Annotated in this window: 15 protein-coding genes and 2 pseudogenes; 9 read left to right on the top strand and 8 right to left on the bottom strand. The window is 70.0% G+C overall.

Annotated features, from left to right (window positions below; translation table 11 throughout):
- Nucleotides 1–9 precede the first annotated feature (9 nt).
- Nucleotides 10–567 carry a PadR family transcriptional regulator gene (locus tag AB0I53_RS08305; RefSeq protein WP_358598401.1) on the bottom strand — a complete coding sequence of 186 codons (558 nt, stop codon included), beginning with the start codon at nt 565–567 and terminating at the stop codon, nt 10–12.
- A gap of 63 nt (nt 568–630) precedes the next feature.
- Here AB0I53_RS08305 and AB0I53_RS08300 point away from each other — a divergent pair, with 63 nt between their 5' ends.
- The 3 genes from AB0I53_RS08300 to AB0I53_RS08290 all read left to right on the top strand — a co-directional run bounded on the left by AB0I53_RS08300 (nt 631) and on the right by AB0I53_RS08290 (nt 4,915).
- The gene (locus AB0I53_RS08300; RefSeq protein ID WP_358598399.1) at nt 631–1,443 is read left to right on the top strand and encodes an alpha/beta hydrolase; all 813 of its coding nucleotides are present in this window, start codon (nt 631–633) and stop codon (nt 1,441–1,443) included.
- 182 nt (nt 1,444–1,625) lie between these two features.
- Entirely contained in the window at nt 1,626–2,354 is a 729-nt protein-coding gene (locus tag AB0I53_RS08295) for a TetR/AcrR family transcriptional regulator (RefSeq protein ID WP_358598396.1), read from the top strand.
- Between the two features lie 11 nt (nt 2,355–2,365).
- On the top strand, nt 2,366–4,915 hold the full coding sequence (locus AB0I53_RS08290) for a PEP/pyruvate-binding domain-containing protein (RefSeq protein ID WP_358598393.1): 2,550 nt from the start codon (nt 2,366–2,368) through the stop codon (nt 4,913–4,915).
- A 25-nt stretch (nt 4,916–4,940) separates the two neighbouring features.
- Here AB0I53_RS08290 and AB0I53_RS08285 read toward each other — a convergent pair whose 3' ends face one another.
- Nucleotides 4,941–5,249, bottom strand: coding sequence for a DUF6221 family protein (locus AB0I53_RS08285; protein WP_358598390.1), 309 nt, complete (start codon nt 5,247–5,249; stop codon nt 4,941–4,943).
- A 230-nt stretch (nt 5,250–5,479) separates the two neighbouring features.
- Here AB0I53_RS08285 and AB0I53_RS08280 point away from each other — a divergent pair, with 230 nt between their 5' ends.
- Nucleotides 5,480–6,586 (top strand): N-acetylmuramoyl-L-alanine amidase, encoded by a 1,107-nt coding sequence (locus tag AB0I53_RS08280; RefSeq protein ID WP_358598387.1) that lies wholly within the window; start codon nt 5,480–5,482, stop codon nt 6,584–6,586.
- A 57-nt stretch (nt 6,587–6,643) separates the two neighbouring features.
- Here the strand turns inward: AB0I53_RS08280 and AB0I53_RS08275 are convergent, their stop codons facing one another.
- Nucleotides 6,644–6,865, bottom strand: coding sequence for a hypothetical protein (locus AB0I53_RS08275; protein ID WP_358598672.1), 222 nt, complete (start codon nt 6,863–6,865; stop codon nt 6,644–6,646).
- Between AB0I53_RS08275 and AB0I53_RS08270 the strand changes: the two are divergent.
- Nucleotides 6,822–6,992 (top strand): annotated as a pseudogene (locus AB0I53_RS08270) (hypothetical protein); the annotation flags it as partial. The gene AB0I53_RS08275 and the pseudogene AB0I53_RS08270 overlap by 44 nt on opposite strands.
- Before the next feature lie 29 nt (nt 6,993–7,021).
- On the opposite strand, the gene AB0I53_RS08265 reads toward AB0I53_RS08270, so the two are convergent.
- Together AB0I53_RS08265 and AB0I53_RS08260 are read right to left on the bottom strand one after the other, a co-directional pair.
- A complete protein-coding gene (locus AB0I53_RS08265) occupies nt 7,022–7,204 on the bottom strand; it encodes a hypothetical protein (RefSeq protein ID WP_358598384.1) in 183 nt (60 codons plus the stop codon).
- A gap of 263 nt (nt 7,205–7,467) precedes the next feature.
- Nucleotides 7,468–8,442 carry a WYL domain-containing protein gene (locus AB0I53_RS08260; RefSeq protein ID WP_358598381.1) on the bottom strand — a complete coding sequence of 325 codons (975 nt, stop codon included), beginning with the start codon at nt 8,440–8,442 and terminating at the stop codon, nt 7,468–7,470.
- Between the two features lie 107 nt (nt 8,443–8,549).
- On the opposite strand from AB0I53_RS08260, the gene AB0I53_RS08255 reads away from it, so the two are divergent.
- Nucleotides 8,550–8,969, top strand: coding sequence for a VOC family protein (locus AB0I53_RS08255; protein WP_358598378.1), 420 nt, complete (start codon nt 8,550–8,552; stop codon nt 8,967–8,969).
- Between the two features lie 64 nt (nt 8,970–9,033).
- Nucleotides 9,034–9,309, top strand: coding sequence for a DUF4186 family protein (locus AB0I53_RS08250; protein ID WP_358598669.1), 276 nt, complete (start codon nt 9,034–9,036; stop codon nt 9,307–9,309).
- Here the strand turns inward: AB0I53_RS08250 and AB0I53_RS08245 are convergent.
- A pseudogene (locus AB0I53_RS08245) lies at nt 9,305–9,673 on the bottom strand (leucine-rich repeat domain-containing protein); the annotation flags it as partial. The gene AB0I53_RS08250 and the pseudogene AB0I53_RS08245 sit on opposite strands and share 5 nt — an antisense overlap.
- An 86-nt stretch (nt 9,674–9,759) precedes the next feature.
- Complete coding sequence (locus AB0I53_RS08240; RefSeq protein WP_358598376.1) at nt 9,760–12,804, bottom strand: glycoside hydrolase family 38 C-terminal domain-containing protein; 3,045 nt, start codon at nt 12,802–12,804, stop codon at nt 9,760–9,762.
- Between the two features lie 118 nt (nt 12,805–12,922).
- Here AB0I53_RS08240 and AB0I53_RS08235 point away from each other — a divergent pair, with 118 nt between their 5' ends.
- Entirely contained in the window at nt 12,923–13,183 is a 261-nt protein-coding gene (locus AB0I53_RS08235; protein WP_358598373.1) for a Prokaryotic metallothionein, read from the top strand.
- A 555-nt stretch (nt 13,184–13,738) separates the two neighbouring features.
- On the opposite strand, the gene AB0I53_RS08230 is transcribed toward AB0I53_RS08235, so the two are convergent.
- Nucleotides 13,739–14,839: an FAD-dependent monooxygenase gene (locus AB0I53_RS08230; RefSeq protein WP_358598370.1), complete on the bottom strand. Its 1,101-nt coding sequence runs from the start codon at nt 14,837–14,839 to the stop codon at nt 13,739–13,741.
- 247 nt (nt 14,840–15,086) lie between these two features.
- Here AB0I53_RS08230 and AB0I53_RS08225 point away from each other — a divergent pair, with 247 nt between their 5' ends.
- Entirely contained in the window at nt 15,087–15,806 is a 720-nt protein-coding gene (locus AB0I53_RS08225; RefSeq protein WP_358598367.1) for a TetR/AcrR family transcriptional regulator, read from the top strand.
- Nucleotides 15,807–15,810: the final 4 nt, after the last annotated feature.

The following is a 15,810-nucleotide window of genomic DNA, read 5'->3' as shown; positions in this document are numbered from 1 at the left end:
GCGGCTGCGCTATTGCGGGTCCAGCTCGGCGATGGTCCGGGTCAGCCAGTCGCGGTCCGCCCTGCTGGTCGCGCCGGCGAGGGTGAGCATTCCCCGGCGGAAGCGGTCGGGCATGTCGGCGGCGCGCAGCGGCCGGCCCTGGTCGTAGAAGTAGCTCGCCGGCTGGTCCATGAAGGCCAGTCGGCGGCGCAGCACCTGGGCCTGGTCGGCCGGGCTCGGCAGGAAGCGCAGGAACGCCAGCAGGATCAGGAACGAGTTGCGGTCGGTGATCTCGACCTCGGCCGGTTCGCGCAGCCGGCGCAGTAGTTCCGCCCGGCCGCCGTCGGTGAGGGTGAGGACGTTGCGCGGGGTGGCACCGGTGCCGCGTTCGGTGTGCTTCGTGAGGTACCCGGCGGCCTGCAGGCGATTGAGCGCCGGGTACAGCGCGCCGTCGCTGAGCGGGCGGATGTGCCCACTCAGACCGGAGATGCGTTGCCGCAGGTCGTAGGCGTGCAGGGGTTCCTCGTAGAGGAAGCCGAGGATGCACAACGTCAGCACGGGCCCGCCCTTCCTTGTGTCGATCGCCATGGTAATACCTCTAATCGAGAGCACTCGATTAGAGTGCCAGCGATCGAGCGAAAGGATCACGAGATGCCGACGGACCAGTCAGCGACGACGGAGTACCTGACCACGCCCGAGGGCCACCGGCTGTCCTATGTGGATTTCGGTGGCCCCGGCCGCCCCGTCCTCGCACTGCACGGCGCTTACGGGCGCGGCCGCGCCTTCCACGGGCTGGCCGAGCGCCTTGGCCCGCGGTACCGGGTGATCGCGGTGGACCAGCGCGGGCATGGACTGTCCGATCATCCACGCGACTACGGACGCGAGGCATTCATCGGCGATGCCGCGTCGGTGATCGAGCAGCTGGGCCTCGCGTCGGCGGTGGTGCTCGGGCACTCCCTGGGAGGGATCAACGCCTACCAGCTGGCCGCGCGCAGGCCGGAGCTGGTCGCGGCGGCGGCCGTGGTGGATGTCGGGGCCGAGATCTCCGTTCCCGAGGACACCGCGATCGCCGGCCTGCCGCAGCGCTTCGCCAGCCTGCAGGCGCTGCGCGAGGGCATTTGGCGTGCCATCGCACCGTTTGGCGTGGTCGAGCATTTCGACGAGAGCGCCGTCGAGGACGAGCATGGCTGGCGCTTCCTGTGGGACGCGGCGGATATGGCGCAGGTCAAGCGCGGCGCGTGCGGTGCATGGTGGGACGACTGGGCCGGGGGCGAGCAGCCGCTGCTGCTGATCCGGGGCGAGGACAGTCCGCTGATCCCGCCGGCGCACGGCGCGGACATGGTCCGACGGCGGGCCAACACCGAGCTGGTGACCATCGAGGGCGCGGGCCACGACCTGTACCTCAGTCATCCCGACCAGTTCGCCGCGGCGGTGCGGCGGTTCCTCGACGAACTCGGACGCTGATCACCGCCTGCCCGTCCCTTTCTGCCAGGCGGACGCTTCCTTTGCTCGGCTCGGCCGGGCGTCAAGAGCGCGTAAACAAGCCACCCCTGCCGCTTGCCCTCCCCGTGCGACAGGCGTAGCTTCTGCATTCATGACCGGATGAGTCAATTTGGTCAAACGTGTACGAGATGGTGGAGGCTTGGGTGGCGGATGGTGCTCGGGATCGTTCCCTCGAACGCATGCGGCGCGGGCAGCGCATTCTGGATGCCGCTGCCGAGCTGATCCTGCGCTGGGGTTACGACAAGACCACTTTGGACGACGTCGCCCGGTTGGCCGGGGTCTCGAAAGGGACGATCCACCTGCACTGGAAGAACCGGGAGCGGCTGTTCCTGGTTCTGCTGCGGCGGGAACGGGTCGGGCTGCTGACTGAGGTCCGGCGGCATGTGGTCGAGTCGCCGGAGGCGCCGTCGCTGCACAGCCTGCTGCGGCACACCGCGCTGGTCTACCAGCGGCATCCCCTGCTCATGGCCGCGCTGACGCGTGACATGGACGTGATCGGCAAGCTGGCGCGCACCGAGAAGGCCGCTCAGGCCGGGGAAGCTTTGCGGAGCGACTTCGTGCGGTACCTGGAGGTGCTGCACGGGCGGGGCCTGATCCGGACCGACCTGGGGCTGGCCGAGCTGGTGCAGCTGGTCAGCTCGATCTTCCTCGGGTTCTTCCTGGCGCCGCCGTTGGTTCCGGCGGAGTTCGCGGTCTCCGAGGAGGTGCGCGCGCAGTTGCTGGCCGAGGCGGTGTGCCGGGCGTTGGCGGCCGGGCGGGAGTCCACTTCGGAGGATGCGCAAGACCTCGCGGTGGCCACGGTGTCGTACCTGGACGAGTCGTTGAGCAACGCGGAAGCGAAGTATCGGGCCCTGCTGGGTTCTGGGGAATGAGGGGTGTGCCGGTGTCTGTTGTGGTGCCGTTGGATGCTGTCGGCGCGGACTTGGCGCTGGTCGGCGGTAAGGGCGCGTCGCTGGCGCGGCTGGCGGGCGCGGGGTTGCCCGTGCCGCCGGGGTTTGACGTCACGACGGTGGCGTACCGGGATTTCGTGGCCGCCGGCGGTTTGCAGGAACGGATCCTGGCGGCCGTGGCCGAGGTCGATCCGGACCGGCCGGAGACCGCGCAGGCGGCGTCCGACCGGATCCAGCGGTGGTTCGCCGAGTCGCCGGTGCCCGCGGTGATCGCGGAGGCCGTCGGCGAGGCGTATGCCGGGATGGGCGACGAGGTGCCGGTGGCGGTGCGGTCGTCGGCGACCGCCGAGGACCTGCCGGACATGTCGTTCGCGGGTCAGCAGGACACGTTCCTCAACATCCGCGGTGAGGCGGCGGTGCTGGATGCGGTGCGGCGCTGCTGGGCGTCGTTGTGGACCGCGCGGGCGATCGACTACCGGCTGCGCAACGGGGTGGCCGCCGACGACGTGGCGTTGGCGGTCGTGGTGCAGGAGCTGGTGCCCGCGGAGGCCGCCGGGGTGTTGTTCACCCGGGATCCGGTGACCGGAGCCGGCGAGGACGTCCTGGTGAACGCGGCGTGGGGGTTGGGCGAGTCGATCGTGGGCGGTCAGGTCACGCCGGACACCTATGTGGTGGCGCGTGACGGCCAGGTGCGCGAGCAGGTCGTCAGCGACAAAGCGGTGATGACGGTGCGCACCACCGAAGGCACCCGGGAGGAGCCGGTGCCCGCGGAGCGTCGCGACGTCGCGGTCCTCTCCACTGCCCAGGCCGGCGAGCTGTCGGCGTTGGGGGTGCGGATCGAGGAGTTGTACGGGTGCCCGATGGATGTGGAGTGGGCCGCTCGGGACGGGCGGTTCTGGGTCGTGCAGGCGCGGCCGATCACGGGGTTGCGGGACCGGCCGGTGGAGACGTGGAACGACAGCCTCGGCGGGGATTACCTGTGGACGTGCGCGAATCTGGGTGAGGCGATCCCGAGCGTGATGACGCCGTGCACCTGGTCGCTGGTGGAGATCTTCATGTCGGAGACGATGGCGCTGTCGCGGGTGGGGCCGCACCGGTTGTCGGGCAACATCGGCGGCCGGTTCTACCTGAATCTGAGCTTGACGTTCGCGGTGGGCAACGCGCTGGGGCTGGGTTCGCTGGTGCGCTCCGCCAGCGAGCAGGCTTTCGGGCGCATTCCCGAGGATGTGAAGGTTCCGGCGCTGCCGATGTCGCGGTGGCGGGTGGTGCGGTCGGCGGCGTCGAGCGCATTGCCGTTCTTGCGGCGGGTGGCGGCGTATCAGCGGCGGTTGCCGGAATTGCTGGCGTCCTCGCCTGATCGGTGTGCGCGGTTGCACGAGCGGATCGCCGCGGTCGGTGGCGCCGAGGAGTTGCGGGCGTTGTGGCGTTCAGATGTCGAGCCGCTGCTGCGGGACTCCAGCCGGATGCTGGCGGCCGGGGCGCGGTTGGACGGTGCCGGTCTGGTGCGGATTCGGCCGCGGCTGCTGAAGCTCGTCGGCGAAGCGGATGCGAATGCGCTGCTCACCGGGCTCAGCGCCGGCGGGGATGCGTTGGCGAGCCTGGGGCCGGTGATGGGGCTGGGTGAGCTGGCGCGCGGGGACATCGACCGGGAGACGTTCGCACGGTCGTGGGGGCATCGGTGCCCGGACGAGTTCGAGGTGTACGCGCCTCGGCCCGCCGAGGATCCGGAGTGGATCGACCGGCAGCTGGCGGGCTTGCGTTCGGCGGCGGATCCGGCGGAGCTGCTAGCACGGCAGGAACGCGCGCGGGATGCGGCGTGGGCGCGGCTGCGGTCGCGTCATCCGGGCAAGGAACGGCGGTTGCGGCGCCGGATCACCGGGGCCGCGCGGGCGGCTCGGGGCCGCGAGGCGGCGCGTTCGGAGTTGATCCGGGCGTTCTGGGTGCTGCGGGCTTTCGTGTTGCGCGCCGGTGAGCTGACCGGGGCTGGCGAGGACCTGTTCTTCTTGCGGATCGAGGAGGTCCTCGCGCTGCTGGGAGGGTCGCGGGAACCGTTGGGGGCGGTTGCGGATCGGCGGCAGACCTACCGGGCGTATGCGGCGCTGGGGCCGTATCCGACGTTGGTCCGGGGGCATTTCGATCCGGTGCGGTGGTCGGCTCGGCCGGACCGGCGGATGGATGTGTTCGACGAGTCGGTGGCGTTGGCGCCGGTGTCGGATTCGGTGCGCGGTTTCGCGGGTGCGGCCGGTGTCGTGGAGGGGACGGCGCGGGTGCTGGCGTCGGTCGACGAGGGCGAAACGTTGCGGCCGGGCGAGGTTCTGGTGACGACGGTGACGAACGTGGGGTGGACGCCGTTGTTCCCGCGGGCCGCGGCGGTGGTCACGGATGTGGGGGCACCGCTGTCGCATGCGGCGATCGTGGCGCGGGAGCTGGGGATTCCGGCCGTGGTGGGCTGCGGCAATGCCACGACGCGGCTGCGCAGTGGTGATCGGGTGCGGGTGGACGGGGCCGCGGGGACGGTCGAGGTCCTGGCCGCTGATTCCTGACGGGGCGCCCGGTGGACCGGTGGGTTCAGGGGCGCCAGCGGGCGATGTAGCCGGGGCGGTCGGCGTAGGGCAGGCCGAGGAGCGCTCGGGTGGGGCAGCCACGTTCGTCTTCGGGCGGGTAGCTCTCCCCCAGCTCGTCGCAGGGGCCGCCGCCGGTGCCGCAGTGGTGGTGGGTGGCCAGCAGGCGGGACTTCAGCTCGCATTCCCGGAATCCCCGGATCGGGGTGATCAGGCAGGCGTGGGCGGCGCCGGTTTCGGCGTCTTGCCTGGCCACGCGCAGCAGTTCCAGGTCGATGTCGAGCTGGCGGCGCAGGAATTGGACGAACCGGTCCATCTGGCGCACTCCCGTTGTCCGCGGTGTTCGTCGGTCACAGACAGGGACGCGGTGGCGGTTCGGTCGTGACGGCGTTCGACCGGCGTGATCTTGTCATCCGGCGGCGTGGTGGCTGGTTGACCGGTTGTTGGCGGGTTGTCGCCAAGAATTCCCCGGTCCGGTTACCGCTGCGTACGGTTCGGGCGGGCTCGGCCCTGATCGTGATCGTTCGTCCGGTTTTGGGAGTGGCTATGGCTTTGCGCGATGTTCGGGTGGCCCGTCGGGTGTTGCTGGCCGGTGGGCTGGCGGTCTCGGCGGTCGGCGTGTGCGGGATGCCGGCGGTGGCCGGCGGGTCGCGGCGGTCGGCCGCGCCGGAGATCGCTTCGACGGCGGATTGGCAGGCGCGGGAGCCCACTTCGCCGGTGGATGTGCTCGACAGCAAGCCGGTCAAGATCGTCGTGCATCACACGGCCTCGCCCAACGTCGACGACACCTCGCAGGAGGCGGCGTTCGCGCTGGCCCGGCAGATCCAGGACTTCCACATGGATTCCAACGGGTGGAAGGACACCGGGCAGAACTTCACCAACTCCCGTGGCGGCTGGCTGATGGAGGGCCGCCACCGGAGCCTGGAGGTGCTGACCGCCGGTGATCAGCACGTGCAGGGTGCGCATGCGGGCGCGGAGAACCCGGTGTCGCTGGGCATCGAGAACGAGGGCACCTACACCGACGCCACGGTGCCGGAGGACCTGTGGGATTCGCTGGTGCAGCTGTGCGCCTACATGGTCGCGCAGTACGGCATCGAGCCCGGTGAGATCTACGGGCACCGCGACTTCATGGCCACGGAGTGCCCCGGTGATGTCCTGTATGGACGATTACCGGAGCTGCGTGAGGCCGTTGGCGCGGCCACCGGCCGGGCTGTCGTGCAGCCCGCGGTGTGGCCGCTGCTGCGCCCGGAGGCGGCGGGCCCGTCGGTGACGGCGTTGCAGCTTCTGCTGCGGGCGCAAGGGGCTTCGGTGCCGGTGGATGGCGTGTTCGGCCCGCAGACGCAGGCAGCGGCGGGCGGGATCGTCGCGGCCAGCGGCGCAGCAGGAGCTTCCTGCTATGCGACGCGGCTGCCGGAGCCGGGCCTGTTCGGCGGTTCGGCTTGGGCCGGGCTGACACCGGCGCTCGGTCCAGGTGCCGGCGGTGACGCGGTGCGGGCGGCGCAGGTGCTGCTGACGTCTCGCGGCCGGTACGTGGCCGCGGATGCACGTTTCGGCGACCGGATGGCCGCGGTGGTGCGGGAGTTCCAGGTGTCGAGCGGCCTGGCGGCCACGGGCGTGCTGGACCAGCGGACCTGGCAGCGCTTGCTGGGCTGATCGCGGGAATGCCGGCTGCACCTGATCAGCTGGTATCAGGTGCAGCCGACTCGTGTGTCAGAGCAGGACCGCGCAGCCCCGGTGGCGCAGCTCGTCGAGCCAGCAGGGGTGGTGGTCGAGTTTCGTCCAGCGCAGGTCGAGCTTCGTCAGGTTCGGCAGGGCCGCCAGGCCTTCGGGCAGTTCGCGCAGCGCGGTGGCGCGCAGGTCGAGGTGAGTCAGCCCGGTCAGGGCGGCGATGGAGTCCGGCAGGCGTTGCAGCGGGTTGTTGCGCAGCTCCAGGTGTTGCAGCTGCCCCGGTAGCGATTCCGGTAGCTCGGTGGTGCGGGCGGTCGCCGAGGCGGCGATCCGCACGGCAGTGCAGACGAAGGACAACCCGGCCGACCTGATCAACGTGGCGTTGGAGGAGCTGGTCCGAGCCCGCTGCGAGCTGCCGGGCTACACGACGCTGGACGCGATGGCCGCCACGATCCGCACGGAGGTCAACTCCGGGTTCTTCGAGATGGTTGCGGCCCGGCCGGCCTGGGCCGAGCGGGCTCGGCTGGATCGGGTGCTGGTGGTGGACCCGGCCACGCGGCGCAGCGAGTTCGATCGGATGAAGACTCCGGCGCAGTCAGCCACGCTGGGCAAGTTCAAGCAGCGGCTGGCGCATCTGCAGGAGCTGGACGCGATCGGCCCGACCGAGGTGTGGCTGGAGAGAGTGCCGCCGGGGAAGGTCGTGCACTTCGCCGGTGCGGCGCGGACGGCTGACGTCGACGACATGCGTAAAACCGGCGACGCGAAGCGGGTGACGTTGCGATCACCCCACCGGAGACGACCGAGGCCGGCGGCACCGTCGCGGGTGATGCCGGGGTGGACGGCGAGGTCGCGGAGCGGGCAGTGGCTCAGGATTCTGCTCTGTAGCGGGCGGCGATTGTGGCGGCGCGGTTGCGAAGAGATGTGCGCAACCATTGCGGGGCCAGGGCTTCCGCGCTGGTCGCGAGCTGCCAGAGCGCCCATTCTGCGTGTCTGGAATCTTGAAAGGCCACCCCCAGCCGCAGCCAGCCGTCTGGGTCCGTCTCTTCGGAATGGATGGCCAGCACGGTGCTTACCAGGTCCTCGCGCCGTGCCGGGTCAATTCGTGCCAGCACGGTGACCTGGTCGTCGCCGTTGCGGAACTGGAAGCTGCGTTCCTGCCAGACCTGGTCCAGGTCGACCTGGTCGGGTCGCTGTGCAGGTTCTTCGAGTTCTTCGGCGGCCAAGATCCGCGAAAGTCGATAGGTGCGATCGGCGCCAGCGTGAGTGGCCAGCAGATAGCCCGTGTCGCGCACGGTGACCAGGCCGATCGGGTCGACCGTGCGCCATTTCGGGGGTCGATCCACTGCGGCATAGCGGATGCGCAGTTTATGTCCGGCCAGCACGGCGCGCCGGACCTCGATCATCGTCTTGTCGGGCAGCTCGTCGGTCACCAGACGGCGCGAGAGCAGGTCCGTGTGGGGGTCGATGAGCAACCGCTCGGTCATGCCGGCTGCGGTGTCCCGATAGCTTTCCGGCAGCGCGTCGATCACCTTGAGCATTGCCGAAGCGAGCGCGGACCCGAATCCGAATGCCTGCGCGCCGCGCCGCGATCCGGCGACCAGCAGTGCGAGTGCTTCATCGTCGCTCAGCCCGGTGAGCTCGGTCCGGAATCCGGGCAGTAAGGCGAACCCTCCGTGCCTGCCGCGCTTGGCATAGACCGGGACACCAGCCACGGACAGCGCCTCGATGTCCCGTAGAACAGTGCGGGTGGACACCTCCAGCTCCCGGGCAAGCACGCTGGCAGACAGATGTCCACGCTGGCGTAACAGCAGCACCAGGGAGACCAGTCGGTCGGCGCGCATAGAGGAAATTCTACCAATAATCACGACAGAGGGTGTCGTGATTTGCTGGGAGCTTGACTTGGCGACCATCGGACAGCCCGATCGGTCACTTCACGAAGGAGCGTTGAGTGGGGTCTCAGGTCAATCCGTGCATTATGTTCAACGGCAACGCGCGGCAGGCGCTCGAGTTCTACCGGGAGGTCTTCGGTGGCGAGCTAGAGGTGGGAACGGTCGCGGACTTCGGCTCACCGGGCTCACCTAACGCTGACAAGGTCATGCATGCTCGTCTCGACACGGCCGCCGGCTACACGCTGATGGCATGGGACTATCCGGATGACAGGCCCGGCCACCCGCCCTACCAGCCGGGCAACAACGTCGCGGTCTTCATCGGTGGCGACGGCGAACTCCGCGACTACTTCGAGAAGCTGTCTGTCGGTGGAACCGTAACGCTGCCTCTGGAAAAGCAGGTATGGGGCGACGAGGCGGGCTCGCTCGTGGACCAGTTCGGGATCAGCTGGATGCTCAATCTCACAGCCCAGCAGCACTGATCGACCACCGAGTCGCCGGCCATGGACGGCGAGCTGAACGCCAGACTGCACCGGATCGGGCAGCATCCCCTTCCGTGCGAAGTTCCAGTTGCGGGTCCGGGACCGCGCAATGGTCGAACTACGCGGACTCGCGACCGTGCGCAGACACGCAGAAGAACTGGTCGGTGACAGGCTTGCCCCGCCGGGGCACGCAACGACACAAACCGAGCAGCATGCCGCAGAACGGTTTGACCAGCGGCTACACCCGCCCACGGCCCCTTCCTGGCGTATTCGGTTCCCACCCCCAGGACGTCGAGGTTGCCCAGTGCGGCGGGCACGTGGCGTAGCCGGTTGTTGCTGAGGTAGAGGTAGTCGCGCAGTTGTGGCAGCTCGCCGAGTGCGGTGGGGATCTCCCGTAGCTGGTTGTGGCCGAGGTCGAGCATGCGCAGCCGAGTCAGGGCGCGCACCGCTTCGGGTAGTTCCGCGAGGTTGTTCTCGGCGAGGTTGAGGGCGCGCAGGGCGGTCTGCCACAGGGCGTCGGGCAGTGCGGTGAGGTGGTTGCGGCCGACGCTGAGGTGGCGCAGTGCTGGCCCGAATTCGCTTGGTAGCTCGGTGAGTTCGTTGTCGTAGAGCAGCAGGGTGTGCAGTTGCGGCAGCGTGGTGACCGATGCGGGTAGCCGGGTGATGGCGTTGTGGTCGAGGTCGATGCGGCGCAGTCGCCGCATGCGTGCGACCTCGTCGGGGATCGCGGTCAGCCCGGCGCCCGCGGCGTGCAGGGCGCCGGGCTGGCGGAATGCGTCGTCGGGAAGGTTCACGCCCCGGCCGGGCGGGCGAAGCGCAGGGTGCGGATTTCGAAGGGCCGCAGCCGCAGGTCGAACGCGTCAGTGGTGGGGTCGGGTTCAGCGAGCGGCCGTTCGAGCAGGTCGGTACGAGTGACCGAGGCGGCGGGGAAGGAGATGGCCAGCCGGGTGCGGGCGCGGCCGCCGCGCGATTCGTACAGGCGCACCACGAGGTCTCCGCTGCGGTCGTCGGCGAGTTTGACTGCTTCGATGACGACGGCGTCGTTGTCCACCGCCACCAACGGCGCGACGGGGCGCGAGCCGCTGACGGTGCGTTCGGGCAGGTTGATCCGGTAGCCCTCACCGACGGCGTCGCCGATGCCGGCCCCGACGACCAGTGCGTAGCGCAGATGGTGGCGGCCGTGGTGGTCGGTGTCGGGATCCGGGAAACGGGGCGCGCGCAGCAGGGACAGCCGCACGGTGGTGGTCGTGCCGCCGCCGGGACGGGTGTCGCGGGTGACGTCGTGCCCGTAGGTGGAGTCGTTGACCAGGGCGTGGCCGTAGCCGGGCTCGGTGACGTGCAGGAAGCGGTGGGCGCAGATCTCGAACTTGGCGGCGTCCCACGACGTGTTGGTGTGGGTGGGGCGCATGACGTGCCCGAACTGGGTTTCGGCGGCGGAACGGTCGGCGTGCACGTCCAGCGGGAAGGCGGCCTTGAGCAGTTTCTCGGTTTCGTGCCAATCGATGTCGGTGTCGATGTCGACGCGGCGGGTGTCGGCGGCGAGGCTGATGCGCTGCACCACTGTGGACCGGCCGAAGCGGCGGCGGACGCGGACGGTGCCGGTATCGGCGTCGAGATCCAGCTCGTCGAGGTCGGTGAGGTCCTGCGTGTGGTGGCGGTAGAAGGCGTCGAGGTCCCAGGCGTCCCAGGCGTTGGGGTGGTCGGCGTGCAGCTGCAGCAGGTTCGCCGGGCCGGCCAGTGCCTCGCGTTCGGCGGCGTGGTCGTAGGCGGAGGTCAGCAGTCCGCGGCGGTCGATGGTGACGCGCAGCAGACCGTTGTCGAGGGTGATGCTGCCGTCGGGATGGCGGGTGGCGGTCGCCGCAGCGATGGTGTTCGCGGCGGCCGCGCCGAGGGCGGGGACGCCGTTGCGGGCGTGCGGGGCGGCGTTGAAGGTCAGCCGCCCGGCGGGCTCACCGGCCAGGGCGTGCAGCGCGCCGGTGATGATCGCTTCGAGTTCGGTGGCGATGCGGGCGTAGGCGGCTTCCGCCTCGCGGTGCACCCAGGAGATCGAGGAGCCGGGCAGGATGTCGTGGAACTGGTGCAGCAGCACCTGCTTCCACAGCCGGTCCAGTGCTTCGTGCGGATAGTCGCGGCCGGTGGCGATGGCGGCGGTGGCGCACCACAGTTCGGCTTCGCGCAGCAGGTGTTCGCTGCGGCGGTTGCCCTGTTTCGTCTTGGCCTGCGAGGTGTAGGTGCCGCGGTGCATCTCCAGGTACAGCTCACCGGACCAGACCGCGGGCCGGGCGTGGTCGGCTTCGGCGGCGGTGAAGAACTCCTCGGGGGTTTCCAGGCGGACTTGCGGGGAGCCTTCGAGGTCGGCGGTGCGGTAGGCGCGGGCGAGCATCTCGCGGGTGGGTCCTCCCCCGCCGTCACCGTGCCCGAAGGGCAGCAGGGAGCGGGTGGCGTAGCCGTGTTCGGCGAAGTTGTTCGTGGCGTGGGCGAGTTCGGCGCCGCTGATCTCGGAGTTGTAGGTGTCGGCGGGCGGGAAGTGGGTGAACACCCGGGTGCCGTCGATGCCTTCCCACCAGAAGGTGTGGTGCGGGAACTTGTTGGTCTGGTTCCAGGAGATCTTCTGGGTGAGGAACCACCGCGAGCCGGACTGGGCGACGAGCTGGGGCAGGGCGGCGCTGTAGCCGAAGGAGTCGGGCAGCCACACCTCGCGGGTTTCGATGCCGAACTCCTCGAGGTAGAAGCGTTTGCCGTGGACGAACTGGCGGGCCATGGCCTCGCCGCCGGGCATGTTGGTGTCGGCTTCCACCCACATCCCGCCGACCGGCACGAACTGACCGGTGTGGACGAAGGTGCGGACGCGGTCGTACAGCTGCTGGTGATGCTCCTTGATCCAGGCCAGCTGCTGGGCCTGCGACATGGCGAAGTGGAAGTCGGGATGCTCGGCCATCAGGGCGGTGACGTTGGCGACGGTGCGGGCGACCTTGCGGACGGTTTCGCGCAGCGGCCACAGCCAAGCGGAGTCGATGTGGGCGTGGCCGATGGCGGAGATCACGTGGGCGCTGGGATGCGCGGGCCGGGCGAGGGCGTCGGCGAGTTCGGCGCGGGCTGCGGGTGCGGTGCCGGTGATGTCGTGCAGGTCGAGGCGGTCGAGCATGCGTTCCAGGGCGCGGAGGATTTCGTGGCGGCGCGGGGAATCCGCGGGAAGTTGCCGCATGAGCTGGTCGAGGACCTCGGCGTCCTGGACCAGTTGCCACACGGGTTCGTCGAGCACCGCGAGTTCGGCGCGCCGCAGCCGGTACAGCGGCGGGGTTCGGGTGGTGGGCTTGGTGCCGAGGTCGGTGGGCTGGAAGCCGTTGTCGCCGAGGATGATCGGGTTAGCGGCGGCTTCGACGTACCAGGTTCGGTGCCCGCCTGCGGAGTTGCGGCCGGCGGGCAGGTGGGTGTTGCGGGGGTTGAGCCCTTTGATGGGGGTGCCGTCGGCGCTGTAGGCGAGGCCTTCGCACTGGAATCCGGGGCGGTCGGCGTCGAAGCCGAGGTCGACCACGACTTCGACGGGGCGGCCGTCCCACTGCGGCGGGATGGTCGCGGCCAGGCGGAACCAGCTGGTGCCCCAGGCGGGCCCCCAGGCTTCGCCGATGGCGGCGGGCGCGTAGTCGGCGCGCAGGGCCTCGGATACCGGAACGGGTTCGCCGGGTGCGTGCCAGACGGCGATTTCGCAGGGCAGCGTTTCGGCGTAGTAGGCGGGACGCAGGCGTTCGGCCAGCACCCGGTCGAGGCGCTGTTCGACGATGCGGCGGTCGTCGTGCATGTGCTCCCCCGATGCGCTCGGTGTGATCGTGATCATGCTGGCACATCTGAGCGACGGGTGGGCAGCTGCGATTCGGGTGGTGGCGCGGTTGCTGACCCACAAGTAGGGCCGCATCCTGCGGGTGTCCACCCCATCGGCGCGGAAAGGCGACGTCATGGCGACCTGCGAAGTCTGCGGCAACGACTACTGGATGACCTTCGAGGTGCACACCGTGGGCGGCGGGGTGCACACCTTCGACTGCTTCGAATGCGCGGTGCAGCGGCTCGCGCCGCAGTGCGAGCACTGCGGGACCCGGATTCTCGGGCACGGCGTGGAGGCCAGCGGCCGGTTCTTCTGCTGTGCGCACTGCGCGCGGAAGTCGGATATGGCCATGGCCGGGGAGCTGCGCGACACCGTCGGCGCGCATCCCGGCTGATGGTCCGCCCGGGGCATGCACGCAGCGTCCGCAAAGCCCCACGGAACTGCCCCTATCGATGGATACGCACACTATCTGAATCTTCGTTACCAATACGTTATGAATTGCTAGAAACACGTGAGCTACCTGCGACGACATGGCGAGTGAGACGGCTTTTTCCCGTCCGGTTAGCGCCGGTTGTCGCGACCCGGGTTTGACAACGGGACGAAGCACCGTCGACTCATCCCCTCGAAGTTAGTGGAGGACGCCCCGATGGCAGGTCTGGTTCGCTGGCTGGGCGGAATGGCGCGCGAGATGCAGCGGGCCCGCACGGTGATGCGGAACCCTGCGTCGAGCAGCCAAGCCCGGCGCTGACGTTCGTCAGTACCCAACCCTGCCCGGCCCGTCGGCCGGGCGCGGTCGAGGCATCGGTCCGGCGGCAATGCGCCGCGACGCAACACCGGGGCAACCAACAACCGGGCGACTGATGCCAGAAACCTGCTGGAGACACTGGTGTCGTGGCCTGCCGGCCACGGCACCAGTGCGTTTCCCGGCCACTGCCGGCCTCGGACGCGGTCAGAGCACCCAGTCCACGACCGGCCCCATCGATCGCGTGAAGCTCGACCGCGGCATCAGCCGCATCGCCGCGTTCCGTGCCGCGACCGGCACGGGCGACGACCAGTGCGCGAGTTCGCCGATGCGCCGCGACCGGCGGACGATCATCTGCGCCCGTGGCCTGCGCAGCCGGTCGTATTCGGCCAGCCCCGCCGGCCCGGCGCCGTCCACGGCCGAGGCGAGCACCACCGCGTCTTCCAGCGCCTGGCACGCTCCTTGCCCCAGGTTCGGGGTCATGGCATGCGCGGCGTCGCCGACCAGCGCGACCTTTCCCGCGACGTAGGTGTCGAGGTCCGGTAGCTCGTATGTGTCGTGGTGCAGCACGTCGGTCTCCTGCGCCGCGGCGAGCAGCGCCGGGATCGGGTCGTGCCAGCCCCGGAAGCGCTCGCGGAGTTCGGCCAGCCCGCCGCCGTTGCCTTGTGGAGCGTTGACCATGGCGTAGCAGTAGATGCGCCCATCGGGCAGCGGCGAATACCCGAAACGTTCGCCCCTGCCCCAGGTTTCGGCCGCCTCGCCGACCGGTCCGGTGGCCACGATCATCCGCCACGTGCTGTAACCGGCGTAGCGCGGCGCGGGCCGCGGGCCCCAGATCGAGCGCCGCGTGGTGCTGCCGATGCCGTCCGCGCCGACGACCAGATCCGCGACGGCGGTGCCGTCGCTGTGCACCACGGTCCCGTCGCGGCGGACCTCCCGCACCGTGACGCCGGGCCGCAGCGCCTCGGCCGGGACCGCCGCGCGCAGCACCTCCAGCAGGTCGGCGCGGTGCAGCATGACCCACTGCCCGTAGCGGCGTCGCAGTTCGGCTCCGTCGTTGCGCGACAGCCAGCGCCCGGTGACGTCCTTGATTCCCACCGGGGCCTGGTCGAGCGCCCGACGCCGGACCTCCTCGCCCAGCCCGAGGCCGTCCAGGGCCCGCAAAGCGTTGGGCAGCATGGCCAAACCCGCGCCGACTCCGGTGAACTCGGCGGCCCGTTCCAGGACCTCGACCTGCCAGCCGATGCGGTCCAGTGCCACCGCGGCGGCCAGGCCGCCGATGCCGCCTCCAGCGACGATTGCTTTCACGCCGGCCTCCCGCGCAGGGCATCGAAGTGCATCCAGTTCATGTCAGCGCTCCTCCCGCCGGCCGCGCCGCAGGTGGGCCCTGCGCGACGACCACCACCACACGGCGGTCAGGACCAGGAACGCGATCGCCGGCGGCGTCCACCATCGGACTTCCACGAGACTCCTTAATGACTCTAAGTTAATTTAGAGACATTAAGTAAACATAGATGCCCTAGGGTGTCAATGACGGGAACGAGGAGGTCGACGCATGCCACCGCAGACCACGAGCCGACGGGACCGGCTCCGGCAGGCCACCCTGGGCGAGATCCACGAGGCGGTGCGCACGCTGCTGACGACGAAGGGCTCGGCCGCGGTGACGATCAACGCGGTCGCCCGCGAGGTGGGGATGACCGGCCCCGCCCTCTACCACTATTTCGCCGGCCACGACGAGCTGGTCGGCGCGACGGCGGCGGGTTTCTGCCGCGAACTGACCGAGTCGATGCTCGCCGCCCGCGACGCCCACGCCGCCGATGCGCACGCCCGGCGGCTGCTGGCCACCTGTCGCGCCATGCGGGACTGGGCGGTGGCGCACCCCGCCGAGTTCGGCTGGATCTTCGCCAGCCCCCTCGCGCCGCCCAACCGGCAGCCCGAATCCGCCCGCCAGGCCGCCGGGCAACGCTTCGAGCAGGTCTTCCTGGACCAGGTCTCCGACGTGTGGCAGGCCCGGCCGTTCCCGGTGCCCGAGCTCGCCGGGCTCGATCCGTCCCTGCGCGAGCAGCTGGCCGCGTACTCCGATTCGCTGGAGCGACGCCTGCCTCTGGAGGCCGCGCACGTGTTCCTGTCGTGGTGGATCCGGCTCTACGGCCTGCTGTGCATGGAGGTCCTGAACCAGCTGGACTTCGCCTTCTCCGACCTGCGCCCGGTCTTCGAGGAGTGCCTGCGCGAGATGTGCGCCGCGCTCGGCCTGGATTACGAGCCCGCCGGCTGAGTCC

This window comes from Saccharopolyspora sp. NPDC050389, assembly GCF_040655595.1.
In the GTDB taxonomy this organism is placed as follows: Bacteria; Actinomycetota; Actinomycetes; order Mycobacteriales; family Pseudonocardiaceae; genus Saccharopolyspora.
Note: the sequence above shows the minus strand (reverse complement) of the source record. Positions and strands in the feature narration are given on the sequence as shown.